Source organism: Pseudomonas sp. ASL9 (assembly GCF_056680335.1).
Genome location: NZ_CM155277.1, coordinates 4,684,484 through 4,709,626, shown reverse-complemented (window position 1 = coordinate 4,709,626; position 25,143 = coordinate 4,684,484). Strand labels below are relative to the sequence as shown.

Here is a 25,143-nt window from a genome sequence, read left to right as displayed (position 1 = left end):
TCAGAAGACTCCCAGGAGCAATGCGGTCAGGGTCATCAACACCGACGCGGCGAACATAAAGGGGATGGTGAAACGTTGGTGGTCGGCCAACTCGATCTTGCACAGGCCGACCAACAGAAAGGTCGCTGGCGTCAGCGGGCTCACCGGGAACCCGGTGGTGTGTACGCCGAGCAACGAGGCCTGAGCCACTTGCAGCGGGTCGACGCCCAGCGCCTTGCCGACTTCAGCGATCACTGGCATCACACCGAAATAGAACGAGTCTGGATCAAACAACAGGCTCAACGGCATGGACAGAAAGCCCACTACCGCAGGGATCAAATGACCGTGGCCAGCGGGGATCTGCGCCACCGCCACTTCAGCCATGGCTTTGAGCATGCCGCTGCCCTGCATGATCCCGGTGAACACCCCGGCCGCCAGGAGGATGCTGGCCATGGTCAAGGCGGTTTTGGCGTGTGCATCGACGCGGGCCCGCTGGGCGTCTACGTTCGGGTAGTTGATGCACAGCGCCAATACGGTACCGAGCATGAACATCACCACCGGGTCGACCCAGCCAGCAATCATCACGCCCATCACTAACACGGTCAGCAGCAGATTGAGCCAGAACAACCGTGGCCGACGCAGCCCTTCTTCTTCCGCGCTGAGGGTGCGCTGGGGAACCACATCGACCGTGACGCCAGCGCCAAGGCCGAGCCGACGCTCTTCGCGGCGACCGAGCAGCCAGGCGCAGGTGAATACAAACACCAAGCCCACGATCTGCACCGGAATCAGTGGTTGAAACAGGTCCGACACCGGCACATGCAACGCCGCCGAGGATCGCAGCACCGGGCCGGTCCAAGGCAGAAAATTGACCCCGGCCGCCATGGCCGTGACGCACGCCAGGATGCGCCGGTCCATGCCAAGACGGTTATAGAGCGGGAGCATGGCTGGGATGGTCACCAGAAAAGTCACCGCCCCCGAACCATCCAAATGCACCAACAACGCCAGTAACGCAGTGCCGATCACGATCCGTGTCGGTCGCGTCCCTACTGTGCGCAGGATGCGGTCAATGATGGGGTCGAGCATGCCGGCGTCGGTCATGACGCCAAAGAACAGGATGGCGAACACGAACATGCCCACCACCGGGGCGACGTTCTTGATGCCGGTAATGATAAAGGCGCTGGTTTCCAGGCCGAAGCCACCGATCAATGCCGCGATGATCGGCAACGCAATTAGCGCAACCAGTGGCGAGAGCCGTTTGCTCATCACAGCAATGAGCAGACAGAGGATGGTGATAACACCGAGCGTGGCGAGCATGGGCAGAGTCCTGTGTGTCATTCCTGAGCGCCTGAGGCAGCGGAACGAACCGTTGTTGTTTTCAACGAGTATTGAAAAGCGGGGTAAGCTTTGTAAATTGAAATGTTCACCAGGCTACGTTCGGAAAAACAGAATGAAGAATTCGATCCAGCATATTCGGGCCTTTCTCGCCGTGGCCCATAGCGGCAGTTTTGCCAAGGCAGCAATAGCGCTACACCTGTCGCCTTCGGCGCTGACCGTGCAGATTCAGCAACTCGAAGACTGGCTGGGTGTCACGCTGCTCGAACGCAGCCCGCGTCAGGTCAGCCTTACGGCGGCCGGGCAAAAAGCCTTGGGGCCGATGGAAAAACTGCTGCTGGACCTGGACAACATCGTCACCAGTTCGCGGGATCTGGCGGCGCTACGCCGAGGCGTGGTAACCATCGCCGCCCTGCCCTCGATCTCTTCAGGGGCACTGCCTCCAGTACTGAAGCTATTTCGCGAACAGTTTCCGGGGGTGGAGATACGCCTGCGCGATGTGGTGGCGCAGCGCATCGATGCGCTGGTGCGTGAAGGCGAAGTGGATTTCGGTCTGGGGGTACGCGCGCGGATGGGCCACGGCCTGGACTTTCAGGTGGTGAGGGTGGATCGGTTGTGCCTGTTCATCCCTGGCGATCATTCGCTGGCATCACGCCAATCAGTGAAGCTCTCGGCGCTGGCAGGACAGCCAATGATCCTGACCGGCCGTGACAGCAGCGTGCGCGAGCGCGTGGAGCAGTTGTTTGCCGACGACGGTCTGCAACTGATGCCGGGGCTGGAAGCCAATTACATGTCGACCGTACTGGCGTTGGTGCGTCAGGGCCTGGGCATGACGCTGTTGCCCGAATCCGCAGACGATGGCCGTGGCGATTTGGTGCGTGTGCCGGTCGATCATCCGGGAGTCAGCCGCGAAATCGGCCTGATCACCCGTGCAGGTCAACGCCTGAGTCCGGCCGCCCAGCGTTTTGTGGAATTAATCAAGACGCTACTCTGATCCAACGCTTGGGAAGAATCTAAATCTGGCCTGTACGAGTCTGCAAAAAAACCAGGGTGCTGAAAAAATTAAGCATTCACATTTAATAATGAGTATCATTCAGTTACAGATTACCAAACGCACCTTGATACTCGTTGCGTATCCGGTGACTCACCCTACCGTTATGACCTGGTGAAGAATGCTCGTTCCTTTTTTGATCATGCTGCGCGAAGGGATTGAAGCCGCGCTTATTGTTGGCATCATCGCCAGCTACCTGAAGCAGACCGGCCGCGGGGAGTGGATGCCCGCCGTATGGATTGGCGTCTTCCTCGCAATCGCACTGGCGCTGGTGGTCGGCGGCGGCCTGGAACTGGTCAGCGCTGAATTCCCGCAAAAACAGCAAGAGTTGTTCGAAGGCGTGATTGGCCTGGTGGCCGTGGGCATTCTCAGTTCGATGGTGTTCTGGATGCGCAAGGTCGCACGCTCCATCAAGCACTCGTTGCACGCCTCTCTCGACGCTGCACTCGCCACATCAAAAAATCAAGTTTACGCACTGATCGCCATGGTGTTCTTCGCCGTCGCCCGCGAAGGGCTGGAAACGGTGTTTTTCCTGTTGGCGGTGTTCCAGCAAAGCGAAGGTGCAGCGGCCCCCATCGGTGCCCTGCTCGGCCTGCTGCTGGCCATTGGTGTGGGGTTTGCCATCTACAGCGGCAGCATGCGCCTGAATCTGGGTATGTTCTTCCGTTGGACCGGCCTGTTCATTCTGGTGGTCGCCGCAGGGATTCTCTCCACCTCGGTGCAAGCGCTGCATGAAGCAGGGATATGGAATCACTTGCAAGCGGTGGTCTTCGACCTTAGTGCTTATCTGCCGATGGACGGCCCACTGGGGTCGGTACTGGCCGGCATGTTTGGTTATCAGGATGCGCCGACAGTCAGCACCTTGGGTGCTTATCTGATTTACCTGATCGGAGCGTTGGTGCTGTTCTTCCTGCCAGCGCCGGGGGCTCAATCGGCTAAACCCGTGCATCACCAATCATCTTCCGCTACGAACGAGTAAGGATACCCATGTCGAATCTCCCCTCTGGGCTTCCCGAGAAAGCCAGACCTCCTCGCGTCTTGCGATTGGCAGTCGCCGGCTCCGTGATCATCATGATCGCGGCCGGCGGGCTGTTCTACTATGCCTCTCGCGCTGCCATGCAAAAGCGCCAGGCCAATAACAGCGCAGAGATCACCGTCACTATTCACGCCCATAATTGTGAGCCGAATGCCTTGACCGTCCCCGCCGGACGCAGCGCCTTCCGTATCGTCAACCGCTCTGATCGCGCGGTTGAATGGGAAATTCTTGACGGTGTGCTGGTGCTCGAAGAGCGCGAAAACATTGCACCCGGCCTGAGCCAGGTGATCAACGCCAACCTGATGCCGGGCAACTACACCATCACCTGCGGCCTGCTGAGCAACCCGCGCGGCACCCTGCATGTGACCCCGACCACCGAATCCGACGCCAGCGCCAAAGCCCGGCCATCGATGCTCGCGTTTGTCGGGCCATTGTCCGAATACCGCGTTTATTTGAGCAGCCAGAGTTCAGCGCTGATCAAGGCCGTTACCACCCTGCAACAGGCCATCGACGCAGGTGATCTGGAGCAGGCACGGAGCGCTTATCTGCAGGCACGTAGTGCTTACCAGCGGATCGCGCCTGCCGCTCAGCGCTTTGCCGAGTTGGACAACGCCATCAACGCCCGCGCCGATTACTACGAAAAACGCGAGCAAGACCTGAGCTTCACCGGTTTCCATCGCATTGAATACACCCTGTTCAATCAGAACAAGCTCGATGGCCTGGCACTGACGGCGCAACGACTACAAACCGACGTCACCAGCCTCAAGCAACAACTGATGGCGCAAACCATGGCGCCCGAACAACTGGTTGGCATCATCACCCGCAACATGCGCACATTGGCCGAAATCCGCAGCACCGGCGAAGAGGAACGCTACAGCCATGCTGACCTGAGCGGTTTTGTCGCCAATCTGGAAGGCACACGCAAAGTCATCGATCTGTTGCGTCCGCTGCTGGCCAAGACGGCCGGCGACCTGCTGCAAAAGATCGATGCGGCCTCAACGGCCCTCGGTTCTGAACTCGACAGTTTGAAAACCGACAGTGGTTACCGCCCGTACGATCAGGTCACGACTGAGCAACGCCAACAGATAGCAGACCGCGCCAAGGCACTGGCCGACGCACTCGATGGCATCGATCCAGCCCTTGGCCTTAAAGGCCTTTAAACAGTGTCCTTTTCAGGCCGGCAATAGAGCGAAGACCTCATCACTATGAAAGATTCAGACATGTCCAATGCCCCGCTTTCAGCCCAACGTCGCCGCGTGCTTCTGGGGCTCGGCGCAGCGGGTGCAGCACTGGCGGGCAGCAGCCTGAGCGGCAACGTTCTGGCAGCGTCCCCGTCGCAAGTCACCGAAGCACCGCACAGCAAAAAGACCCAGGACCATAACGAGTTCCATGGCCCTCATCAGACCGGCATTGTCACGCCCCGCCCCGCCGCAGGCATGCTCGTCACGTTCGATGTATTGGCCAGCGACCGTGAAGATCTTGAGCGCCTGTTCCACACGCTGAATGAGCGCATCGCGTTCCTGATGACCGGCGGTGTTGTGCCACAGGTCGATCCAAAATTCCCACCGGTGGATTCGGGCATCCTCGGCCCAGTGGTGACGCCGGACAACCTGACCATCACCGTGTCGGTCGGTGAGTCGTTGTTCGACGAGCGTTTCGGCCTCGCGTTGGTCAAGCCCAAGCGCCTGATCCGCATGGTTGGCTTCCCTAATGATGCGCTGGAGCCTGACCGCTGCCACGGTGACTTGAGCATTCAGTTCTGCGCCAACACGCCCGACAGCAACATTCACGCCCTGCGTGACATCGTCAAAAACCTGCCCGACTTGCTGTTGGTGCGCTGGAAGCAAGAAGGCACCGTACCGGCTCAGGCACCGATCAAACCCGGACAGCCCGCAGAGAGCGCACGTAACTTCCTGGGTTTTCGCGACGGTTCGGCCAACCCCGATTCCAACGATCAAAAATCCATGGACTACCTGGTCTGGGTTCAGCCCGGCAGCGATGAGCCCGCATGGACCGCCAATGGCAGCTATCAGGCGGTGCGGATCATCCGTAACTTCGTCGAGCGCTGGGACCGGACGCCTTTGCAGGAACAGGAAGCGATTTTTGGCCGGGTCAAGACCACCGGCGCGCCGATGGATGGCAAGAAGGAGACCAATGTGCCGAACTACGCCGCCGATCCCCACGGCAAGCACACTCGCCTGGACTCGCACATCCGCATGGCCAACCCGCGTACCGCCGACACTGAGCGCAACCGGATCTTGCGTCGCCCGTTCAACTACTCCAACGGCGTGAGCAAGAACGGCCAGCTCGACATGGGCCTGCTGTTCATCTGCTACCAGTCCGATCTGGAAAAAGGCTTTATCACCGTGCAGACACGCCTCAATGGCGAACCTCTAGAGGAGTACCTCAAGCCCATTGGCGGTGGCTACTTCTTCACGTTACCCGGTGTCGTCAACCATCAGGATTACCTCGGACGGTCGCTGCTTGCCGCGTCCACACCGACGAAAACGCTTTGACCCACACTCATCTCACCCGGAAAAGTCCCATGAAAAAGTCGCCTCTCGCGTTGATGCTTATCTTTGGCTTGCTCCAGACTCCCTTGGCCGCCTTCGCCGCGACAGCGCCGCTGGACTTGGTGGGACCGATTTCGGACTACAAAATCTACGTCACCGAACAACTTGATCAATTGGGCAGCCACACTCAGCAGTTCACCGACGCCGTGAAAAAAGGCGATCTGGCCACCGCTAAAAAACTGTATGCCCCGACTCGCGTTTACTACGAATCCATCGAACCGATTGCCGAGTTGTTCAGTGACCTGGATGCGTCCATCGACTCCCGTGTTGATGACCACGAAAAAGGCGTGAAGGCTGAAGACTTCACTGGCTTCCACCGCATCGAATACAGCCTGTTCTCCGAGAACAGCACCACGGGCCTGGGTGAACTGGCCGACAAACTCAACGGCGACGTGAAAGACCTGCAAACCCGTGTCGCAGGCCTGACCTTCCCGCCTGAGAAAGTCGTCGGCGGTGCTGCTGCGCTGCTCGAAGAAGTCGCTGCCACCAAAATTTCCGGTGAAGAAGACCGCTACAGCCACACTGACCTGTATGACTTCCAGGGCAACATCGACGGCGCCAAGAAAATCGTCGACCTGTTCCGCCCGCAGATCGAAAAACAGGACAAAGCGTTTGCCGCCAAAGTCGACAAGAACTTTGCTGCGGTCAACAAGATCCTGGCCAAATACAAAACCAAAGACGGTGGCTACGAGACGTATGACAAAGTCAGTGCAAATGATCGCAAGGCGCTGACTGGCCCGGTCAACACCCTGGCTGAAGACCTGTCCACCTTGCGTGGCAAGCTGGGTCTGAACTGAGTGAAAAGCAGCTTCAGGATCCAGGAATCCTGAAGCTGCTCCCCTGAAGGTTGTTCCAACCTTATCGCAGCCTTCGGCAGCTCCTACACAGACCCATGCTCGTCTCGCTCCCGTACATTGCCCCTCCATACGGATCCTGGCTTAGGCTCGGATTTCCCTCGCTCCGGCGTTGCTCAGCCTTCTGGAAACGGGGCCTTGCCGTAATTTGGTAGTCAATTCACTCCAAATCCCAAAGGCAGATCAAAATCTCTAATGAAATGGTTACCCCCGCCTACCCAGTGGAACGCCCACTAAGCTTTCACTGGGTATCTAACGGAGATCATTTCCATGAACCACGCAGCGATTGTCAGCATTGATCTGGGAAAACAGAGCTTTCATGTAGTTGCTCACGATAACCAAGGGCGCGAGCTTCAACGCAGAAAGCTCAGCCGCGCAACCTATCCCAAATACTTTGCCAATCTTCCACCGTGCACTGTCGCGATGGAAGCGTGCGGTGGGGCTCACTTCATGGCTCGGGAGATGATCAGATTCGGGCATGAACCCAAGCTGATTGCACCGCACCATGTGCACCCCTATGTCAAAAGCAACAAAAATGACTTCGCTGATGCTGAAGGCATTTGCGACGCCGCCAGCCGGGGCAGCATGCGATTTGTCGCACCCAAGTCTGAAGCGCAGCAAGCTTTGGCCCTGCTCAATATCGTGCGCGACTCGTTCATCAAGGATCGCACCGCCACCGTCAACCGCATCCACGCCGCGCTTCTGGAAGTCGGTATCGGTTTGACTCCCAGTTTCAAAGCCATCAGGGAATTGCCGGTATTACTCGAAACCTGCGACTTCTCTGGGCTAATCAAAACGTTGCTAATGGACCTGCATAGCCACTTCACTTACCTGGACCAAAAGGTCAAGGCGATGGACCATCAAGTCGAACGCCAAGCCGCTGACGATGATCTGGCCCGCCGGTTAATGACGATTCCGTGCGTCGGCCCGATCACCGCCACCGTCGTGGCTGCAGAGTTGGGCGACGGTCATCAGTTCAAATGTGGGCGTGACTATGCCGCCTCGATAGGGCTTGTACCCAAGCAACACAGCACCGGCGGCAAGCAGGTATTGCTGGGGATCAGCAAGCGCGGTGATAGAAATCAAAGGCGTCTATTTGTCCAGGGTGCTCGAGTCTATTTGATAACGCTGGATCGACGGACGGGCCCACTGGCGGACTGGGTCCGCCAGTTGCTGAGCCGAAGCCATCCAAACAAGGTGGTTTGCGCCTTGGCCAACAAACTGGCACGTATCGCCTGGGCAATAGCCGCACACCACACTGAATTCGATGCAGGGCCAAGCGCTATGGCCGCCTGACCCTGCTGTCACCCAAGCACCACCCACCTGGTTTTGCGATGCTGAATAACAGATGACATGAACGGCCAACCGGCCTGACGGAGATCCTGGGCTCCTACGCGGCTCTTGAAGCCGTTTCCCTAATGAGGACCGTCGGGCGCGATTTTCATCGAGGCGCGGGCATAAGCTCAGACGCCGAATAGATGACCGCAAGCCAACCATGCATCGGATTTAGTATTGCAGAAAAGGGGTAACCATAGATGTAGGAGCTGCCGAAGGCTGCGATCAACCGCGCAGCGGTTGCTTTAACTCCCGCTAAACCAGTTATAACCCTGATCTTCCCAATACCCGCCCGGGTAGTCATTGGTCACGAAGAGCTCGACGATGTGTTTGGGATTCTTGAACCCCAACTTGGTCGGCACCCGCACACGCAACGGATAACCGTAATCCGGTGGCAACGCCACTTCGCCGAAGTCCAGCGCCAGCAGGGTTTGTGGATGCAATGCAGTCGGCATGTCCATGCTTGAGTAGTAGGTGTCGGCACATTTGAAACCGACGAACTTTGCCGTGGTGTCCGCACCGATGTGTTCCAGGAATGTACGCAACGGCACACCGCCCCATTGACCAATCGCGCTCCAGCCTTCGACGCAGATCAGCCGCGTGATGTCAGTGCGTTGCGGCAGCGTTCGCAGGTTTTCCAGGGTCCAGGGTTGCTTATCACGCACCAGCCCGGACACCGCCAGACGGTACGTGGAAAGATCGACCTCGGGCACATTGTATTCAGGGTAGAAGGCATTGAACGGGAACGGAGTGGTGACCTTTGCCAGATCGTAGGTCGGTGCCAGACGCTGGCCGCTGAACAGCCAGGCCTGAACCCGGTCGTTCCAGCGCGACATGGCCCACAAGGCTTTGTCCACTGCGTCGTCACTTTCAAGGTTGCAGCCGGTGAGCATCGACATGGCGCCAATCGTCAGCCCGGCGCGCAGAAACGAGCGTCGTTGAATATTGATCAGTTGGGTCTGCTGCGCCGGTTCCAGGCGCAAGCGGGGTGGCCGCTGCTTGGGTTCAATCATTGGAGTTCTCCCGAGTACCGCCCGTAATCATCGGCACAAATGTACGTGGCACCAGCAGCACCAACACCAGATGGACGACGACGAATGCGCCGATCCCGGCCATCGCGCCAAAATGCACGAAGCGAGCGACGTCGAATCCGCCCAGCAAGCTGCACAGCACCTGGAACTGGACCGGTTTCCAGATGGACAGTCCAGACAAGACCACCAACACCCCCAGCATTAACACCAACCAATACAACAACCGCTGCACGGCGTTATAGCGCCCGTGTTGGTGAGCCAGACGGAAGCGCAGGGCATCCCACAGATCACGCCTCACCGCGCCCACTGAAATCGGTAACAAATCGCGCTTGAAGTGCTGACTGAACACGCCATACAACACGTAGGCCAGGCCGTTGATCACCAGCAGCCACATCACTGCCAGATGCCAGGCAATGGAACCCCCGAGCCAACCGCCCAGGGTTATCTCGCGGGGAAAGCGAAAAGGGAATAAAGGCGAAGCGTTGTAGATGCCCCAGCCGCTCATGAACATGCCAACCATGCCCAGCGCGTTGAGCCAGTGCGTAAGCCGCACCGGCCAGGGGTGGATACGTCGAGTGCTCATGGGTGTCTCCGTGGGACGTCTGCATGACCGCTTCGCAGCGGGACGCGTAGTTGCAAGCCTGCCCACAGGTATGAGTTTGGCACAAGATCCGCGACCGACCCGGACTCTGTGGGAGCAGGCTTGCCTGCGAATAGCTTGACGCGGTATTGAATTACATCGGTGGCGTGAACCCATCCTTGCCCACTGCAATACCGCGCGCGGACTTACCGTCATCGGCCGGGAACAGGACGATCTTGGCACCGGCTTTGAGTTCGCTGCGCTCACCAGGCTGAACGTAGGCGATAGGCACGTTTTCAGGCACAACCAGTTGTTTCTCACCGCCCTTGTAGAGCACGGTCAACGTGCGGCCATTGGCTTTTGCCAACGTGCCCACGGTGCCGTTGGTCATGGTGCCGGTGCTGCCGTCGGCATTTTCCCAACCATAGTGACCTTCACCACTGCCTTTCAGGCTAGCTTCGAATACCGTAACTTCCAGTGCTTTCAACGTGCCGTCAGCCTGTGGCGTGGCCGCCGAGCCGATAAAGCTGTCAGCTTTGATCGAATCCAGACTGGTTTTTGAAATCAAACGAATCGTCGTCTTGTCGGTCAAGCCGATGCTCTGATGCTGACCGGCGCGGGTGGTGAAATTCAACGTATCAGCCTGGACGCTATCAATAGTGCCGCGCATGGGTTTGACCACCGGCATATCGGCGGCCTGGGTCATGACAGCGGCGCTGAGCAGAAGCAGACCGAACGTAGTGGACAGTGCATTCTTCATGTCGATACCTGGTTGAGTGGGTTCGTAGCCATCATCCCCCCAAACCGGCACTGCACCATGACCGGCGAGTACCTGAGATTTGTGTCTGGCACAAAATCTGCGGGAGTGAATTCATTCGCGAAGGGATCGACGCGGTCTCACTCACCGCTGATACCGATGCACCACGCTGCTGACACCCAAGACGTGGCCTTTGATCCTGGCCCGTAGCTGCTCACCCGTCAGGCCCGCTTCCAGCGCATCGGGTGCCAGATCCAGGGCATACAGTTGAATGACGTAATGATGCGGGCTGTCGCCAGGTGGCGGGCATGGCCCTGTATAAGCAGTGCTGCCTCGCGTATTCATGCCACCGACGCCTTCCAGCTTCGATTCCCCTCCTACCCCCATTGCTATCTGCCGGGTGCTGGCGGGCAATCCGTAATGAAGCCAATGATCGACGCCCGACCCTTTCTGTCCATCCGGATCATGCAGGATCAGCGCAAAACTCTGCGTGCCTTTGGGCGCTTCATTCCAGCTCAGCGCGGGAGAGATATTCTTGCCCCCGCAATCATTGGCGCTGCCGGCATTGTCCTGAGAAAAAAACGCATTGTCCTCGGCGCCTGGCGTATTCAGGGTAAACCGCTCTTGGGCCTGCGCCGGCAGTTGCAGACACAGCGTCAGTGCACCGCCCGCCAACCAGACGCAAACGGATGAGGATCGTGATAAACGTTGCATGCAAGTCCCCTCGGGTCACTCGTTATCGGATCAGCAGGCCATGCTGGTGAATGATTGGACACATCCCCGGTGCGCTTAATTCATCCTGCCGCCGAGCAAAATGACAGTTGACGTCGCTGGAACAGTGTTACAAACTATTAATTGTTAGCAAGCTAATAATATCACTTCCAATCATTATCGCCGGCAACGCCATGACTCTCGACATCCTGCAAATGAGCATCAGCCGCGGCATCGTGGCAGCGTCCCGTCACTGGCGGCGTATCTGTCACACGACACTCGTCGGCTACGGCATCTCCGAAGCCTGCGCCATGCCGTTGCTGATGATTCTGCGTCTGGGTGACGGCGTGCGCCAAGTGACGGTGGCCCAGGCCGCCGGGATGGAAAGCCCCTCGCTGGTGCGCTTGCTCGATCAATTATGTGCAGCGGGCGTGGTCTGCCGCACCGAAGACCCCACAGACCGTCGCGCCAAGTCCTTGAGCCTGACCGAGAGTGGCCGCACGCTGGCGTTGGCGATCGAAAACGAGTTGATTTGTCTGCGCCGGGACGTGCTGAAAAATATCGAAACCGCCGATCTCGAAGCCACCCTAAGGGTGCTGACCGCGTTCGAAGATGCCGGCCATGACAGCACGGTGTCGTCATCTTGAACAGATTTTTTACCGGCGTACCGCCAGCGCGTGACTGGTTCTACGGCGTGCGGACCTTCGCCGCCTCAATGCTCGCGTTGTATATCGCGTTGATCATGGAAATGCCTCGGCCTTATTGGGCCATGGCCACGGTCTATATCGTTTCCAGCCCGTTCGTTGGCCCAACCAGTTCCAAGGCGCTCTATCGGGCGCTCGGAACGTTTGTAGGTGCGGCAGCGGCGGTATTCTTCGTGCCACTGTTTGTTCAGACCCCGTTTCTGCTGGCCATCGTGATTGCACTCTGGACCGGTACGTTGCTGTTTCTCTCCCTGCACCTGCGCACGGCCAACAGTTACGCGCTGATGCTCGCGGGCTACACCCTGCCGATGATCGCCTTTCCGGTGGTGGATAACCCACTGGCGGTGTTCGACATCGCGGTTTCACGCACCGAGGAAATTTTCCTCGGTATTGTGTGTGCCGCCGTGGTGGGCGGTATGTTTTGGCCGCGGCGACTGGCCCCGGTGCTGCTCGACACGGCCGGCAACTGGTTTACCAACGCCACCGCTTACAGTGAGCTCTTTTTGGCGCGCACTCCGGCACCGGAAGACATTACCCGCCTTCGCACCTCGATGGTTGCTACTTTCAATACGCTGGAACCGATGATCGGTCAGTTGCCTCACGAAGGTGCGCGACCGCAGACAATGCGCAACAGTAAAGAATTGCGCGGACGGATGATTCACCTGCTGCCTGTTGTGGATGCACTGAACGACGCTCTGTTGGCGCTGGAAAAACGCGCACCCGAACAGATCGCCAGCCTGGTGCCGCTGCTGGCCGAAACCCGTGCCTGGTTACACAGCACCCGCGAAGGCGCGCCGATCGAGCATTGGCAGGCGCTGCGCGATCATCTGGAGCGTTTGCAACCCAGCTCGGCGCAGTTGGATGATCGGCACCCGTTATTGCTTTCCAACGCGCTCTACCGCCTCGGTGAATGGATCAACCTGTGGCAGGACTGTCGCAGCCTGCAACATGCGTTGCGCACTGACGACCAGTCCTCGTGGCGCGCGGTCTATCGGCATTGGCGCCTGGGCCGGTTGACGCCGTTTTTTGATCGCGGCTTGATGCTGTATTCGGTATTTTCCAGCGTCATGGCAATCATCGTCGCCTCCGTGTTGTGGATATTTCTGGGCTGGACCGATGGCGGCAGCGCGGTGATTCTGGCCGCCGTGGCGTGCAGCTTCTTTGCGGCCATGGACGACCCTGCACCTCAGATCTATCGCTTCTTTTTCTGGACTGCGATGTCGGTGCTGTTCGCCAGTCTCTACCTGTTCCTGGTGCTGCCCAACCTGCATGACTTTCCGATGCTGGTGCTGGCCTTCGCCGTCCCCTTCATCGTTGTCGGCACCTTGACCGTGCAGCCGCGCTTTTACCTGGGGACCCTGCTGACCATCGTCAACACGGCCTCATTCATCAGCATTCAGGGCGCCTACGACGCCGACTTTCTGACCTTCGTCAACACCAACCTTGCGGGGCCGATAGGGCTATTATTCGCCTTTGTCTGGACCCTGGTGGTACGGCCCTTCGGCGTCGAATTGGCCGCCAAGCGCCTGACCCGTTTCAGTTGGCGCGACATCGTCACCCTGTGCCAGCCGGCGACACTGGCCGAGCATCGGCGCATGGGCGTGCAGATGCTCGACCGCCTGATGCAGCATCTCCCGCGCTTGACCATCACCGCACAAGACACCGGCATTGCCCTGCGCGAACTGCAGGTCGCCCTCAGCTTGATGGATTTGCAGGCGTATATTCCTCGCGTACACGCGGTCCCCCAAACGGCGCTGCGGCAGGTGGTCGAGGAGGTCGGCGTTTATTTCCAGGCCTGCCTCAAAGCACGCGAACGCTTGCCCGCGCCCAAAGGTCTGTTGATGACCATGGACCGGGCACGGCGCTCACTGACCGCGCAATGGATGGACGACGATCCAACCCGCACCCAACTGCTGCATGCGTTGAGTGGTCTGCGCCTGGCACTGCTGCCTGGCGTCGAAATCGTGGCTACAGGTGAAACCGAAGAACAACCGCCCTATGGCATTGATGGAGCGCCTTTATGATCGGTGATCTGGATATCAGTGGGGTGTTCGTGCCCACGCTGCTGGTGCTGATGGGCATCACGTATGTGCTTTATCTGGGGGTGCACGCGCTGCTGACACGCGCCCACTTTTACCGTCTGGTCTGGCACCGGGCATTGTTCAACGTAGGTCTATACGCTGTGTTACTCGGCGCTGTGGATACTCTCAGTCGATACCTGATGAAATGAAAAAACCCTTACTGACGTTGGGCCGTGTGGTCCTGACCCTGCTTATCGTGACCTTTGCCACCTTCGTGGTCTGGCGCATGGTGATGTATTACATGTTCGCGCCCTGGACCCGCGATGGTCATATTCGTGCCGACGTGGTGCAGATCGCCCCGGACATTTCCGGCCTGATCCAGAAGGTCGAGGTGACCGACAACCAGGTGGTGACCAAGGGCCAGGTTCTGTTCACCATCGACCAGGAGCGCTTTCGTCTGGCCCTGCGCCAGGCCAAGGCGACAACGGCCGAACGCCAGGAAGCCTACGAACAGGCCCGTCGCGAAAACAAACGCAACCGGGGTCTGGGCAATCTGGTCGCACAGGAACAACTGGAAGAAAGCCAATCGCGCGAAGCACGCGCCTTGTCAGCCTTGAGCGAGTCGCAAGTGGCGGTCGACGCCGCACAACTGAACCTGGACCGCTCGGTGATCCGCAGCCCGGTGGACGGCTACCTCAACGACCGCGCGCCGCGTGCGCAGGAGTTCGTCACCGCAGGTCATGCCGTTTTGTCGGTGGTCGACGGCTCCTCGTTCCATATCGACGGCTATTTTGAAGAAACCAAACTGGCTGGCATTCACATCGGGCAAGCCGTGGATATCCGCGTGATCGGTGACGGGGCGCGCTTGCGCGGGCATGTGCAAAGCATCGTCGCCGGTATTGAAGACCGTGATCGCAGCAGCGGCACCAACCTGTTGCCCAACGTCAACCCGGCGTTCAGCTGGGTGCGACTGGCACAACGGATCCCCGTGCGGATTGCCTTCGACAGCGTACCGGATGACTTCCGCATGATTGCCGGGCGGACCGCGACGGTGTCGATCATCGAGGACGCTCACAAACAGGAGGCCGCGCAATGAAACAGGGCGCGCGCCTGGCGACCGTAGGCCTGGGTTTGCTGTTGTCCGCCTGCCAGATGGTGGGGCCGGACTATCATCTGCCCAAGGACGCTGCACTGAATCGCCCGGATTTACAGGGCAAAATCGCTGGCCAGGGTGCTGATGTGATGTCCGCGCCGGTGCCGGCAGATTGGTGGCGGTTGTATCAAGACCCTCGGCTTGATGAGCTGGTACGCCAGGCGATGACCTCCAACACCGACCTGCGGGTAGCAGCCGCCAATCTGTCTCGGGCCCGGATGCAAGTGGAGGAAGCCCAGTCCTTGGGGGGATTCCACAGTGGGGTAAAAATGGGCGCACAACGCTTGCAGGAGTCAGGCGAGGCCTATCTATTGACCGAGAAAGTGCCCGTGGCCAACGTCGGCGATATCGGCATCAGCACCTCTTACCAGTTCGATCTGTTCGGCACCCTGCAACGCGGCATAGAAGGCGCACAAGCCAATGCCGATGCGACCCAGGCTGCAGCGGACACAGCACGCATCACTCTGGTGGCCGACGTGGTCCGCGCCTACACCCAAGTCTGCGCGGCCAATGAAGAGCAGAACATCGCCCTGCATTCGCTGGACCTGCAACAGCAAAGCCTGACCCTGACCCAGCGCCTGCGCGATGCGGGCCGTGGAGATGAAACCCAAGTCACACGGTCACAAACCCAATTCAAATCCCTGCGTGCCGAGTTGCCGCGCTACAACGCCGCACGTCAGGCCGGGCTGTTCCGCTTGTCGATGCTGCTGGCCAAACCGCTGGCGCAACTGCCTGCTGGCATAACGACGTGCGCTGAACTGCCTCACATCGCGCAACTCATGCCCGTCGGCGACGGTGCCGCATTGCTCAAACGCCGGCCCGATATTCGCCAGGCCGAACGCCGACTGGCGGCCGCAACTGCCGAAATTGGTGTCGCCACCGGCGCGCTGTACCCGGACATCAGTATCGGCGCGAGCATTGGCACCGTCGGCATTCTGAGTGACCTCGGCCAACCGGCGACCAATCGTTGGGGTTTTGGCCCGTTGCTGAGCTGGACGGTGCCCTCGAACGGCTCCCGTGCGCGTATCCATGAAGCCGAAGCGTCGACCCAAGCCGCGCTGGCGCATTTCGATGGTGTGGTGCTCAACGCGATCCGCGAAGCGCAGACCGGTCTGGCGCAATACACCGCCTTGCTGGAACGACGTGATGCGCTGGCCGACGCCGAACAGTCGGCCCAGCAGGCGGCCGATCAGACTCACCGGTTCTTCCTGGCCGGCCGTGCCTCGTTTCTCGCCGACCTGCAAGCCATGCGCACCTATACTGATGTCAGCGCCCAATTGGCCTCTGCCAATACCCAAGTCGCCATGGGCCAGATCGATCTGTTTTTGGCGTTGGGTGGGGGTTGGGAGAATGGCCGCACGGCGGCGGTGAGTAAATGATCACTATCACCGCTTTTCCCGGGCCAATTTGAACCGGCGCTTCATCCTGCTGCCAGACTAACTGTTACCCACTGATTGCAGGAGATCACATGCGAACGCTCGAATTGGCTGGCACATCCGTCCCCGTCATCGGCCAGGGCACCTGGCAGATGGGCGAAAATCCGGATCAACGAAAACAGGAAGTGGCCGCGTTGCGTTTGGGCATCGAACACGGCATGACCCTGATCGATACCGCTGAAATGTACGCAGAAGGTGGCGCCGAAGAAGTGGTCGGCGAGGCCATCGCCGGGCAGCGCGACAACGTATTTCTGGTCAGCAAGGTCTACCCGCAAAACGCCAGCCGCGCAGGTATTCCGATGGCGTGTGAGCGCAGCTTGCAGCGCCTTGGCACAGACCACATCGACCTGTACTTGCTGCATTGGCGGGGCCAATACCCGCTGGAAGAAACCGTCGAAGCCTTCGAGCGCCTGCGCAAAGCCGGCAAAATCGGTGGCTGGGGCGTCTCCAATTTCGACGTCGCGGACATGCATGAACTGGCCGCCCCGGCGTGCGCGACCAACCAGGTGCTCTACAACCTCGAACAACGTGGCATCGAATTTGACCTGCTGCCCTGGGCACAGATCCACCTCATGCCGCTGATGGCCTACTGCCCCATTGCTCAGGCCGGGCAGCTGCTGAAAAACCCGGTGCTGTGCGACATCGCCGCCCGACATAACGCCACACCCGCGCAGATCAGCCTGGCCTGGGTGCTGCACCAGCACGGCGTCATTGCCATCCCCAAAGCCGTCAACCCCGAGCATGTACGCCTCAACGCTGCCGCCGCGCAATTGACCCTGACCGCCGAAGACCTGCACGCCATTGACAGCGCCTGGCCTGCGCCCACGCGCAAGCGAGGGCTCGCGATGGTGTGAGCACTCTTTAGGGCTCACGACAACGCACCTTCCTGTCCGCCGAATGGACTCAAGAAACCCCGGCGTCCGCCGACCTCTAGGTACGACCTTCAAGTTCGGGGCAATCCCGACCTTGAAGGACAGGGATGTCGTTGCCGTACCCCGTTCCCCGCGTGGAATGCCTTATCCCTGGCCATGAGACACAACCCATGTTTTTGCAAAAATCCCTGAGAGCCCAGATTCTGGCGTTGCTCGGTGGCAGTCTGTTGGCGATCCTGCTGATCGCTTTGGCCTGTTTTCATTTCCTGTCCAGCGGCGTGCAAAGCTATAAGGGCCTGATCGACGGGCCGCTGCACACGTCACAACTGATCGATGAAGCCAACCTCCAGTTCAAAATTCAGGTACAGGAATGGAAGAACGTCCTGCTGCGGGGCAAGCAGCCGGCTGACCTGAATAAATATTGGGGGCAATTCGAGGAGCGCCAACGTCAGGTGCAAGACATCCTTGGACAAATTGCCACTCACGAGACTGCTGACGCCGAACTGAATACCCGGATCGAGAGCCTGCGGGAAGCCCATCGGGTGCTGGGCACTGCGTACCAAAAAGGCCGCGATGCTTTTGTGGCCGCCAACGGAGATCCTGTGGTGGGTGATACCGCTGTCAAAGGCGTGGATCGCGCCGTCAGTGATCAAATGAGCGCGTTGGTCACCCAGTTACGCGAACAGGGCCGCGAGCAATCGGACCACATCAGCGCGGACGCAAACCGCACGATTTTCCTCGGCATTGCGGTGATGCTGGCGTCCGGCCTGTTGATCGGATTGTTCAGCCTGTGGCTGGTCAACCGCAATCTAATTGACCCGATTCGACGGCTGATCGACTACGTCGCTCAGCTCAGCCAGGGTAAATTCGGTGAGCGTGTCAGCACCGAGCGTCAAGATGAGCTGGGCCGTCTGGCCGTGGCCGCCAACACGCTTCGGGACTTCCTGGCCGATACCTTCAGCCATTTGAAGCGCAGCGCTACGGACCTGGATGGCGCCAACGGTGAGTTGAATGCGATAGCACAACTGATTGCTAAGGGCACCAACGAGCAGTTCGAGCGCACCGACCAAGTCGCCACAGCCATGAATGAAATGTCCGCCACCGCGCAAGAAGTGGCCCGACACGCTGCACACGCGGCCGCCGCCGCGGACGACGCTGACCGCAGCGCCCAGCAAGGCGAACAGGTCATGCAAGCAACCATTGCCGCGATTACTCATATGCGGGGCGAGATTTCAAATACGGCCTCGGTCATTCGTCAGTTGGAAACCGACAGCGGACGCATTGGCAAAGTACTCGAAGTCATACGCGGTATCGCAGAACAGACCAACCTGCTGGCCCTCAACGCGGCCATTGAAGCTGCACGCGCAGGAGACGCAGGTCGCGGGTTTGCGGTAGTCGCCGACGAAGTCCGCAGCCTGGCACAGCGCACCGCCGCCTCCACCGCCGAGATCAATCAAATCATCCACACCGTACAGACCGGCGCCCTCGACGCGGTGAAAGCGATTGAGAGTGGCCAGTCTCGCAGCGAAGAAAGCGTCGAGCAGGTCACTGAAGCGGGCCATATGCTGCATCGCATCACCGAAGCGGTCGAGGCGATCCGCGACATGAATCGCCAGATCGCCACCGCTGCCGAAGAGCAAACCTCGGTTGCCGAAGACATGTCGCGCAACCTGGTAGAGATCACCCACATCGCCAACACCAACCAGGACAATGTAAAACGTACTGAAACGGCCAGCCGTAACCTGCACAGCGTGTCGAGTCAGTTAAATGAGGTGACGGCGCGGCTGAGTGCCTGACAGGCGTATTTTGCCGGTCACTGACCCCGAGGTTTTTTGGGTGCTGGTGCCGTTGGTCACGACGTTTGCCTTGCTCGCTGGCCGCTGGGCTTTTCGCAAACGCGATGACTATTGAAGTGCGCAGGCATTCAGCTGTACGGCTCGCGTTATGGGCTGTTCACTCAGCTGTTTTGATCGGTTCATCTCGGGGCTGATCGTCATCAGCCGGGTCAGGTGGTGCTTCACCGCTCTGGCGGGTGTCGATGCTCACCACCACCGACATCCCCGGCCGCAAGCGTTTGGCCTGGGGCTGATCGGGATCGACGGCGATCCGCACCGGTATTCGCTGCGCAATCTTGACGAAGTTCCCTGTGGCGTTGTCTGCGGGTAGCAAGCTGAACTCCGAGCCAGTGGCGGGTGAGATACGTTGTACCCGGCCCTGCATCTTCTGATGATCAAGGGAATCGACAGTGAAGGTGACTGGCTGGCCGAGACGTACGTTGGCCATCTGGGTTTCTTTCATGTTGGCGATGATCCACAGCCGATCCGGCACCAGCGCCATCAGCTGCGCCCCCGAGTTCACGTAAGCACCCAACCGCACACCAATCTGGCCCAACTGGCCATCGCGCGGCGCGGTTACACGCGTGTTGGACAGGTCGATCCGTGCCAGTTCGATGGCGGCTTCGGCATTGGCCACTGACGCCTGCAACGAGCCACGATTGACGATCACGGTTTGCAGATCCTGACGGGAAATTTCCAGCGATGCCTGCGCCTCGGCCACTGCGGCGACCGCTTGGGCGTTGCTGGCCAGGGTCAGGTCCAGATCGCGTTTGGACACCGATCCATCCGCGATCAAATCCTCGTTACGGCGCAAATCAGCGGCGGTCTTGCGGCCCTGGGCAACGGTGTTGGCCAGCGCGGCCTGTCGCTGGAGGATGGTCGCTTCGGCACTGCGACGCTGTTGCAGGTTGTTGTCCAGCGCCGCTTTCTGCACCCCCAGTTGCGCCAGCGCCTGATCCAGATGCTGTTTGTAGATCCGGTCATCAAGGCGCACCAACAAATCGCCGGCCTTGACGAACTGGAAGTCCTGCACGGGCACCTCATACACATAACCGCTGAGCTGAGGCCCGATGATCGTCACCTGGCCTCTGACCAACGCGTTTTCCGTGCTCTCGATGGCGCTGCTGAAGGGCGGCAATTGCCAGGCATAGAGCACGATTAATACGCCGACGAGCGCAATCGAACCGAACACCAATGAAGAAAAAATGCGTACCCGCAACGGCCGTGGTTGAGTACTCGGCGGCGCAGTGAGGGGTGCGGGTGGCGGGGTGTTGGACTCAGTCATGAAAGTTCAGGGCCACTGGGTTGATCGGAGGACGAAGGTGTCGGTGCAGGAGCAATTTTTTCGGTGGTCATCATCAACCAGAGGCTACGCAAGAAAATCCATATCAAGGTCAATACCGCGATCAGCGCGATCGTCATGAATACATCGTTATAGGCAAGAACATTGGCCTCACGGGTTGCTGCGGCAGCGAGGGCACGAATGCCCTGATTGGTGCGCAGCGACGGGTCGGCAATGGCGGAGGCATAGCTGCCGCTGGTGCTTTGCAGGCGCGATTGCACCTGCGCATTGATCAACGTCAGGTGCTCGACGAGGTGACTGGAGTGAAATTTTTCGCGCACGATCTGCAGCGTACCCAGTGCAGCAGACCCGATCAGCCCGCCAATGTTTTGAGTGATACCGAACAGCACCGAAAAACTGACCAGGTTACGCGGGTTGCCAATCACCCCACTCATCCCCTGCACCAGGGTCGGACCGAGGAAAAATGTGCCGCCAAAGGCCAGCAGAAACTGGCTGATGTACATGTTCTCGGGCCGGGTCAGGTTGGTCGAACTGCTGTCCATCCAGGCACCCACGGCCATCGTTGCCAACGCAATCAGTACAGGCTTGAACAGGTGCTGCGGATCAATGGTCAGCGCACTGGCCGCCAACCCCACCACACTGCCCAGCACCATCACCAGGTACAGGCTGTGCATCTGCTGGCTGCTCATGTTCAACGCCTGCAGAAAGCCAACCGCGCCAATGGACTGCTCCGACAGCACGATGCGAATCAACACCACCGCCAAGGCCAGACGAATGATCCGGCCGCTTCCCAGCCAGCGGGTAATCAGCAAGGGGCGGATACGGTTGTGCTCAATAGCCAGGCCGGCGAGGATCAGCACGATCGAGGACGCCGACGCAATACCGATCCACGGCGCCTCCAGCCACCAGTCGATCCGTCCCAATGACAGCACCGCGCACAGCAAGGCGAAGCCGCTGGCAAGCAGGCCGAAGGTGAGAAAATCGAGCGGTTCAAACGCCTTGAAACGATCGCCGTGCGGCAGTTTGAGCAGCAGCACGCAGCCCAGTGAGAGCAACGCCATGCCCAGTTCAAAGAGATAAAGACCGCGCCATTCAGCGATTTGCAGAAGGTCTTCTGACACCAGTCGCGCCAGAGGAATCGCCAGTTGCGAGGTGCCCAGACCGAGGACCAGCGCCTTCATCCGCCATTTCTGCGGGAAGGCCTGAATCATGTAATACAGGCCCAGTGAGCTGAGCGCCGCACCGACCATACCGTGAGCCGCACGCACAGCAACCGCCGACTCCAGATCATTGACGAACAGGTGGGCGAATGTCACCAGCGCGTACAGCGCCAAAAACACTTCGGTGAACGCCCGCAAACCAAACTGCTGACGAAACTTCACCAGCAGCAGGTTCATCGACACGTTGGTCATGACATACGCGGCGGGCAGCCAGGCTATTTCCGCCGTCGTCGCGCCCAACGCACCTTGCAGGTATGGCAAGTTGGCAATCACCAGCGCGTTACCCAGCCCGCCGGTCAACGCAACAATCACACCGACAACCGCAAACGCCCAACGCTTGCCCGTCGAGTGCAACGGGGTCGACGGCGAGCCCGGCAGTGACGGTCGCTCATGGGGCGCCCAGTTGTGGGGAGTGTATTTGTTCATCGAGTGGACCTGATGGACTCTCTCCTCAAATATTCATGAACCGAGTGAATCCAGATCAGTGAAGTGCGGCTAAGTAGTAGTAAACCGCAGGACCGGTGTTCTTGCCAGTGTTGCGCTTTTCAACGGCGACAATTCGTCTTGAGAGCGTTAATACGCGCGTCTTGAAGTCACCAACCTGGTGAACTCCACCGACGCTGAGCTTTGATAGCTGTTGCGCCGTCTAAGCAGCGCAGCCATACGCTGCGGTGCCGGCTCGATCAGATCGATCCGCCGAAGTGCGAGATCCTGCGTAGCCGTTTCTTCCGGGAGAATCGTGGCCACGTTGGTGTGGCGGATGATTTCCAGAATCGTGCTCACCGAGTTGGCCTCCATCAGTACCTGCGGGGTGATTTTCTGACCCTGAAAGTACTCGTCGATGCAGGTTCGGGTGATGAAGTCCGGCGTCAGAAGTGCCCACTCAAGCGCCGCCAGTTCGCTCGGCGCCAGCGGGCGTCGGCTCTCATACAGCGGGTGATTGCGACCGACCATCACCCCTAACTTTTCCACGAATACCGGGACGCATTCGATATCGGGGTTCCTCACCTGGGTAAACGCGATGGCTATGTCCAAGGAGTCGTCAGCAAGCCCTGCCTCAATGTCGCCCATGGACAACTCAAATATTTTCAAATGAATGTTCGGAAACTTTGCCGTGTAGTCCTTGACCAAGGGGCCGACCAGGTACGCCATGAAGGTCGGCGTCATTGCCAGCCTTAAGGTGCCACGGGACAAGTCCTTGACGTCGTGGATGGCCCGCTCACCCGCTTCCAGCTCCCTCAGCACCCTGCGCGCGTATTCAATATAAGCAGCGCCAGCATCGGTCGGTTGGACAGACCGAGCCGTACGGTCAAGCAGTTCAGCACCTAAAGACTCTTCCAGCTGTTTGATTTGCTGCGAAAGCGTTGGCTGCGAGACATGCAGGGCCTGCGCAGCACGGGTGAAGTTGCCGTGATCGGCCACTGCCAGCAAGTAGCGAAGATGTCGAAGCAGCATGGCCAATCCTCTATAGGCTGTACTTATAGATTGCATTGTATATGGGTCTTGGACGTTATAGCGCTAGCAAACCAATATGGGGCCCACAGCAACCCACCAGGCCCCTCACCATGAAAACGCTGATTGATGGATTTCTCAGGTTTCAGACCGAAGTGTTTCCAAAACGCACCGACTTGTTCAAACAGTTGGCCACAACCCAACACCCCGGCACGTTGTTCATTACCTGTTCCGATAGCCGGGTGGTTCCAGAACTACTGACACAGCAGGAACCGGGCGAACTGTTCGTTATCCGTAACGCCGGCAACATCGTGCCGTCTTACGGCCCTGAGCCAGGAGGCGTTTCTGCCACCGTCGAATATGCCGTCGCCGTACTGGGTGTCACCGATATCGTGGTCTGCGGGCATTCCGATTGTGGAGCGATGACGGCCCTTTCAAGCTGCACCTGCATGGATCACTTGCCCGCCGTCGCCAGTTGGCTGCGGCACGCCGACTCGGCGAAAGTCATCAACGCGTCTCGCACACATGCCTCAGATGCGGCACGGCTGAGTTCGATGGTGCGTGAAAACGTAATAGCCCAACTGGCAAACATCCAGACGCATCCCAGCATCAGGCTGGCCCAGGAACAAGGGCAGCTGAATTTGCACGGCTGGGTCTACGACATCGAAAGCGGCTCGGTCGACGCGCTGAACGGCGACACGAATGCGTTTGTTTCCTTGGCCGAACATCCGTTTATCTGTGCCAAACGCTCCCAACGTACCCCCGCAGTCGCTTGACCCTCCCTAACCTCACCGGAGTTACCCCCATGCAACAGTCTCATGCTTACCAAGATCCAAGCCTGGCCCTGACCACTGACATTCTTGCGATCAAAGCGCGCAAGAACCTCTCCTGGCAGGACCTCACCGACGGCACCGGGCTGAGCCTGGCCTATGTGACTGCCGCCCTGCTCGGCCAGCATCCATTGCCAGAAAGCGCGGCAAAACGGGTCGGTGAACGTCTGGAACTGGATGCCGATGCCATCGCCCGGCTGCAAATCATTCCGGTACGCGGCAGCATTCCCGGCGGTGTGCCCACCGACCCGACCCTTTACCGTTTCTACGAGATGATCCAGATCTATGGCACGACCTTGAAAGCCATTGTTCATGAGCAATTTGGCGACGGGATTATCAGCGCGATCAACTTCAAACTGGACATCAAAAAAGTTGAAGACCCTGAAGGCGGCTCCCGCGCAGTCATCACGCTGGATGGCAAGTTTCTGCCATTAAAACCGTTCTAAGGTGGTAGGGCTCGCCGAAAAGTACTCGGCGAGCCAACACCCAGACACTAAAATACCGAGATTTACCCGCTGGGCGATTGAGCAGGAATCCGTTCTGAGGAAAGAAATACGCGTGAACCTATTCCTTCGATGCAAATAATACGTTCATCCCTATTTTTATGATGGACATCTACTATGCTTGTAGCCTTCTTTATCGCTTAAGGACTGGTCGCCATGAAAATCCCCGGCCCCAACCATCCCATCAGCGTCTCCCCGTTCCATGGCCGTGTCACCGTGCACTTCAACGGCGTCGTCGTCGCGCAGACAGAAAAGGCACTGATGCTCGAAGAAAGCACCCACCCGCCCACCTTTTATATTCCGCGATCCGACATTCGGCTTGAACGTTACACGCGCACCGAACATCACAGTTATTGCCCCTACAAGGGTGACGCCCATTACTTCAGCCTCAATGCCGAAGGGCACAGCGCCGAAAACGCCGTTTGGACATACGAAGACCCGTACCCGGCAGTGGTAGAAATAAAGGAGCACGTCGCCTTTTACCCCGATCAGGTGACCTTCCAAACCGAGGGTGTACAGGGCTGAACAAAGCGCTTCTGAGCCGTAACGCTTTATGACTTTCCGGGCAGGGGAAA

At 58.9% G+C, this 25,143-nt stretch carries 24 protein-coding genes and 1 pseudogene; 17 read left to right on the top strand and 8 right to left on the bottom strand.

What is annotated here, in order from left to right; translation table 11 throughout:
- The gene (locus tag AC1ME2_RS21735; protein WP_480442268.1) at positions 1-1,293 is read right to left on the bottom strand and encodes a CitMHS family transporter; all 1,293 of its coding nucleotides are present in this window, start codon (positions 1,291-1,293) and stop codon (positions 1-3) included.
- 133 nt (positions 1,294-1,426) lie between these two features.
- Between AC1ME2_RS21735 and AC1ME2_RS21730 the strand changes: the two genes are divergently transcribed.
- The 6 genes from AC1ME2_RS21730 (at position 1,427) to AC1ME2_RS21705 (ending at position 8,121) form a co-directional block, all read left to right on the top strand.
- Positions 1,427-2,305, top strand: a complete 879-nt coding sequence (locus AC1ME2_RS21730) for a LysR family transcriptional regulator (RefSeq protein WP_480436676.1) — start codon at positions 1,427-1,429, stop codon at positions 2,303-2,305.
- A gap of 178 nt (positions 2,306-2,483) precedes the next feature.
- Positions 2,484-3,341, top strand: a complete 858-nt coding sequence (efeU, locus tag AC1ME2_RS21725) for an iron uptake transporter permease EfeU (RefSeq protein ID WP_480436675.1) — start codon at positions 2,484-2,486, stop codon at positions 3,339-3,341.
- 8 nt (positions 3,342-3,349) lie between these two features.
- Positions 3,350-4,558 (top strand): iron uptake system protein EfeO, encoded by a 1,209-nt coding sequence (gene efeO / locus AC1ME2_RS21720; protein WP_480436674.1) that lies wholly within the window; start codon positions 3,350-3,352, stop codon positions 4,556-4,558.
- Positions 4,559-4,603: 45 nt separating this feature from the next.
- Positions 4,604-5,914 (top strand): iron uptake transporter deferrochelatase/peroxidase subunit, encoded by a 1,311-nt coding sequence (gene efeB / locus AC1ME2_RS21715; RefSeq protein ID WP_480436672.1) that lies wholly within the window; start codon positions 4,604-4,606, stop codon positions 5,912-5,914.
- 29 nt (positions 5,915-5,943) lie between these two features.
- A complete protein-coding gene (gene efeO, locus AC1ME2_RS21710) occupies positions 5,944-6,768 on the top strand; it encodes an iron uptake system protein EfeO (RefSeq protein WP_480436670.1) in 825 nt (274 codons plus the stop codon).
- Positions 6,769-7,095: 327 nt separating this feature from the next.
- Entirely contained in the window at positions 7,096-8,121 is a 1,026-nt protein-coding gene (locus AC1ME2_RS21705) for an IS110 family RNA-guided transposase (RefSeq protein WP_480436668.1), read from the top strand.
- A gap of 284 nt (positions 8,122-8,405) precedes the next feature.
- Here AC1ME2_RS21705 and AC1ME2_RS21700 read toward each other — a convergent pair whose 3' ends face one another.
- The 4 genes from AC1ME2_RS21700 to AC1ME2_RS21685 all read right to left on the bottom strand — a co-directional run bounded on the left by AC1ME2_RS21700 (position 8,406) and on the right by AC1ME2_RS21685 (position 11,242).
- Entirely contained in the window at positions 8,406-9,173 is a 768-nt protein-coding gene (locus AC1ME2_RS21700) for a molybdopterin-dependent oxidoreductase (RefSeq protein ID WP_480436666.1), read from the bottom strand.
- Complete coding sequence (locus tag AC1ME2_RS21695) at positions 9,166-9,774, bottom strand: cytochrome b/b6 domain-containing protein (RefSeq protein WP_480436665.1); 609 nt, start codon at positions 9,772-9,774, stop codon at positions 9,166-9,168. Before AC1ME2_RS21695 ends, AC1ME2_RS21700 begins: the two co-directional genes overlap by 8 nt.
- 151 nt (positions 9,775-9,925) lie before the next feature.
- The gene (locus AC1ME2_RS21690) at positions 9,926-10,531 is read right to left on the bottom strand and encodes a hypothetical protein (protein WP_480436663.1); all 606 of its coding nucleotides are present in this window, start codon (positions 10,529-10,531) and stop codon (positions 9,926-9,928) included.
- 141 nt (positions 10,532-10,672) lie between these two features.
- Positions 10,673-11,242, bottom strand: coding sequence for a YbhB/YbcL family Raf kinase inhibitor-like protein (locus tag AC1ME2_RS21685; protein ID WP_480436661.1), 570 nt, complete (start codon positions 11,240-11,242; stop codon positions 10,673-10,675).
- Positions 11,243-11,433: 191 nt separating this feature from the next.
- Between AC1ME2_RS21685 and AC1ME2_RS21680 the strand changes: the two genes are divergently transcribed.
- The 8 genes and pseudogenes from AC1ME2_RS21680 to AC1ME2_RS21645 all read left to right on the top strand — a co-directional run bounded on the left by AC1ME2_RS21680 (position 11,434) and on the right by AC1ME2_RS21645 (position 19,221).
- Complete coding sequence (locus AC1ME2_RS21680) at positions 11,434-11,886, top strand: MarR family winged helix-turn-helix transcriptional regulator (RefSeq protein WP_480436659.1); 453 nt, start codon at positions 11,434-11,436, stop codon at positions 11,884-11,886.
- Positions 11,883-13,967 carry an FUSC family protein gene (locus tag AC1ME2_RS21675; RefSeq protein ID WP_480436658.1) on the top strand — a complete coding sequence of 695 codons (2,085 nt, stop codon included), beginning with the start codon at positions 11,883-11,885 and terminating at the stop codon, positions 13,965-13,967. The genes AC1ME2_RS21680 and AC1ME2_RS21675 overlap by 4 nt, the downstream gene beginning before the upstream one ends.
- Positions 13,964-14,173 (top strand): DUF1656 domain-containing protein, encoded by a 210-nt coding sequence (locus tag AC1ME2_RS21670; RefSeq protein ID WP_480436657.1) that lies wholly within the window; start codon positions 13,964-13,966, stop codon positions 14,171-14,173. The genes AC1ME2_RS21675 and AC1ME2_RS21670 overlap by 4 nt, the downstream gene beginning before the upstream one ends.
- Positions 14,170-15,060, top strand: a complete 891-nt coding sequence (locus AC1ME2_RS21665) for an efflux RND transporter periplasmic adaptor subunit (RefSeq protein WP_480436656.1) — start codon at positions 14,170-14,172, stop codon at positions 15,058-15,060. The genes AC1ME2_RS21670 and AC1ME2_RS21665 overlap by 4 nt, the downstream gene beginning before the upstream one ends.
- Entirely contained in the window at positions 15,057-16,496 is a 1,440-nt protein-coding gene (locus AC1ME2_RS21660; RefSeq protein WP_480436654.1) for an efflux transporter outer membrane subunit, read from the top strand. The genes AC1ME2_RS21665 and AC1ME2_RS21660 overlap by 4 nt, the downstream gene beginning before the upstream one ends.
- A gap of 89 nt (positions 16,497-16,585) precedes the next feature.
- The gene (locus AC1ME2_RS21655) at positions 16,586-17,407 is read left to right on the top strand and encodes an aldo/keto reductase (RefSeq protein WP_480436651.1); all 822 of its coding nucleotides are present in this window, start codon (positions 16,586-16,588) and stop codon (positions 17,405-17,407) included.
- 125 nt (positions 17,408-17,532) lie between these two features.
- Positions 17,533-18,288 (top strand): annotated as a pseudogene (locus tag AC1ME2_RS21650) (methyl-accepting chemotaxis protein); the annotation flags it as partial.
- Positions 18,289-18,507: 219 nt separating this feature from the next.
- Positions 18,508-19,221 carry a methyl-accepting chemotaxis protein gene (locus tag AC1ME2_RS21645; RefSeq protein WP_480442266.1) on the top strand — a complete coding sequence of 238 codons (714 nt, stop codon included), beginning with the start codon at positions 18,508-18,510 and terminating at the stop codon, positions 19,219-19,221.
- A gap of 157 nt (positions 19,222-19,378) precedes the next feature.
- On the opposite strand, the gene AC1ME2_RS21640 is transcribed toward AC1ME2_RS21645, so the two are convergent.
- From AC1ME2_RS21640 to cynR, 3 genes are all read right to left on the bottom strand, one after another.
- Positions 19,379-20,545 carry an HlyD family secretion protein gene (locus AC1ME2_RS21640; RefSeq protein WP_480436649.1) on the bottom strand — a complete coding sequence of 389 codons (1,167 nt, stop codon included), beginning with the start codon at positions 20,543-20,545 and terminating at the stop codon, positions 19,379-19,381.
- On the bottom strand, positions 20,542-22,209 hold the full coding sequence (locus tag AC1ME2_RS21635; RefSeq protein WP_480436647.1) for an MFS transporter: 1,668 nt from the start codon (positions 22,207-22,209) through the stop codon (positions 20,542-20,544). Before AC1ME2_RS21635 ends, AC1ME2_RS21640 begins: the two co-directional genes overlap by 4 nt.
- A 147-nt stretch (positions 22,210-22,356) precedes the next feature.
- Positions 22,357-23,238 (bottom strand): transcriptional regulator CynR, encoded by an 882-nt coding sequence (gene cynR, locus AC1ME2_RS21630; RefSeq protein ID WP_480436645.1) that lies wholly within the window; start codon positions 23,236-23,238, stop codon positions 22,357-22,359.
- Between the two features lie 110 nt (positions 23,239-23,348).
- Here cynR and AC1ME2_RS21625 point away from each other — a divergent pair, with 110 nt between their 5' ends.
- From AC1ME2_RS21625 to AC1ME2_RS21615, 3 genes are all read left to right on the top strand, one after another.
- Positions 23,349-24,011 (top strand): carbonic anhydrase, encoded by a 663-nt coding sequence (locus AC1ME2_RS21625; RefSeq protein ID WP_480436644.1) that lies wholly within the window; start codon positions 23,349-23,351, stop codon positions 24,009-24,011.
- Between the two features lie 29 nt (positions 24,012-24,040).
- Positions 24,041-24,511 carry a cyanase gene (cynS, locus tag AC1ME2_RS21620; protein ID WP_480436643.1) on the top strand — a complete coding sequence of 157 codons (471 nt, stop codon included), beginning with the start codon at positions 24,041-24,043 and terminating at the stop codon, positions 24,509-24,511.
- A 213-nt stretch (positions 24,512-24,724) separates the two neighbouring features.
- Positions 24,725-25,093, top strand: coding sequence for a DUF427 domain-containing protein (locus AC1ME2_RS21615; protein ID WP_480436642.1), 369 nt, complete (start codon positions 24,725-24,727; stop codon positions 25,091-25,093).
- Positions 25,094-25,143 lie beyond the last annotated feature (50 nt).

What these genes read in the sequence shown, in the direction of transcription:
- AC1ME2_RS21735 (WP_480442268.1), bottom strand. Translation starts at nt 1,293, where the DNA reads ATGCTCGCCACGCTCGGTGTTATCACCATCCTCTGTCTGCTCATTGCT.
- AC1ME2_RS21730 (WP_480436676.1), top strand. Translation starts at nt 1,427, where the DNA reads ATGAAGAATTCGATCCAGCATATTCGGGCCTTTCTCGCCGTGGCCCAT.
- efeU (WP_480436675.1), top strand. Translation starts at nt 2,484, where the DNA reads ATGCTCGTTCCTTTTTTGATCATGCTGCGCGAAGGGATTGAAGCCGCG.
- efeO (WP_480436674.1), top strand. Translation starts at nt 3,350, where the DNA reads ATGTCGAATCTCCCCTCTGGGCTTCCCGAGAAAGCCAGACCTCCTCGC.
- efeB (WP_480436672.1), top strand. Translation starts at nt 4,604, where the DNA reads ATGAAAGATTCAGACATGTCCAATGCCCCGCTTTCAGCCCAACGTCGC.
- efeO (WP_480436670.1), top strand. Translation starts at nt 5,944, where the DNA reads ATGAAAAAGTCGCCTCTCGCGTTGATGCTTATCTTTGGCTTGCTCCAG.
- AC1ME2_RS21705 (WP_480436668.1), top strand. Translation starts at nt 7,096, where the DNA reads ATGAACCACGCAGCGATTGTCAGCATTGATCTGGGAAAACAGAGCTTT.
- AC1ME2_RS21700 (WP_480436666.1), bottom strand. Translation starts at nt 9,173, where the DNA reads ATGATTGAACCCAAGCAGCGGCCACCCCGCTTGCGCCTGGAACCGGCG.
- AC1ME2_RS21695 (WP_480436665.1), bottom strand. Translation starts at nt 9,774, where the DNA reads ATGAGCACTCGACGTATCCACCCCTGGCCGGTGCGGCTTACGCACTGG.
- AC1ME2_RS21690 (WP_480436663.1), bottom strand. Translation starts at nt 10,531, where the DNA reads ATGAAGAATGCACTGTCCACTACGTTCGGTCTGCTTCTGCTCAGCGCC.
- AC1ME2_RS21685 (WP_480436661.1), bottom strand. Translation starts at nt 11,242, where the DNA reads ATGCAACGTTTATCACGATCCTCATCCGTTTGCGTCTGGTTGGCGGGC.
- AC1ME2_RS21680 (WP_480436659.1), top strand. Translation starts at nt 11,434, where the DNA reads ATGACTCTCGACATCCTGCAAATGAGCATCAGCCGCGGCATCGTGGCA.
- AC1ME2_RS21670 (WP_480436657.1), top strand. Translation starts at nt 13,964, where the DNA reads ATGATCGGTGATCTGGATATCAGTGGGGTGTTCGTGCCCACGCTGCTG.
- AC1ME2_RS21665 (WP_480436656.1), top strand. Translation starts at nt 14,170, where the DNA reads ATGAAAAAACCCTTACTGACGTTGGGCCGTGTGGTCCTGACCCTGCTT.
- AC1ME2_RS21660 (WP_480436654.1), top strand. Translation starts at nt 15,057, where the DNA reads ATGAAACAGGGCGCGCGCCTGGCGACCGTAGGCCTGGGTTTGCTGTTG.
- AC1ME2_RS21655 (WP_480436651.1), top strand. Translation starts at nt 16,586, where the DNA reads ATGCGAACGCTCGAATTGGCTGGCACATCCGTCCCCGTCATCGGCCAG.
- AC1ME2_RS21645 (WP_480442266.1), top strand. Translation starts at nt 18,508, where the DNA reads ATGAATGAAATGTCCGCCACCGCGCAAGAAGTGGCCCGACACGCTGCA.
- AC1ME2_RS21640 (WP_480436649.1), bottom strand. Translation starts at nt 20,545, where the DNA reads ATGACTGAGTCCAACACCCCGCCACCCGCACCCCTCACTGCGCCGCCG.
- AC1ME2_RS21635 (WP_480436647.1), bottom strand. Translation starts at nt 22,209, where the DNA reads ATGAACAAATACACTCCCCACAACTGGGCGCCCCATGAGCGACCGTCA.
- cynR (WP_480436645.1), bottom strand. Translation starts at nt 23,238, where the DNA reads ATGCTGCTTCGACATCTTCGCTACTTGCTGGCAGTGGCCGATCACGGC.
- AC1ME2_RS21625 (WP_480436644.1), top strand. Translation starts at nt 23,349, where the DNA reads ATGAAAACGCTGATTGATGGATTTCTCAGGTTTCAGACCGAAGTGTTT.
- cynS (WP_480436643.1), top strand. Translation starts at nt 24,041, where the DNA reads ATGCAACAGTCTCATGCTTACCAAGATCCAAGCCTGGCCCTGACCACT.
- AC1ME2_RS21615 (WP_480436642.1), top strand. Translation starts at nt 24,725, where the DNA reads ATGAAAATCCCCGGCCCCAACCATCCCATCAGCGTCTCCCCGTTCCAT.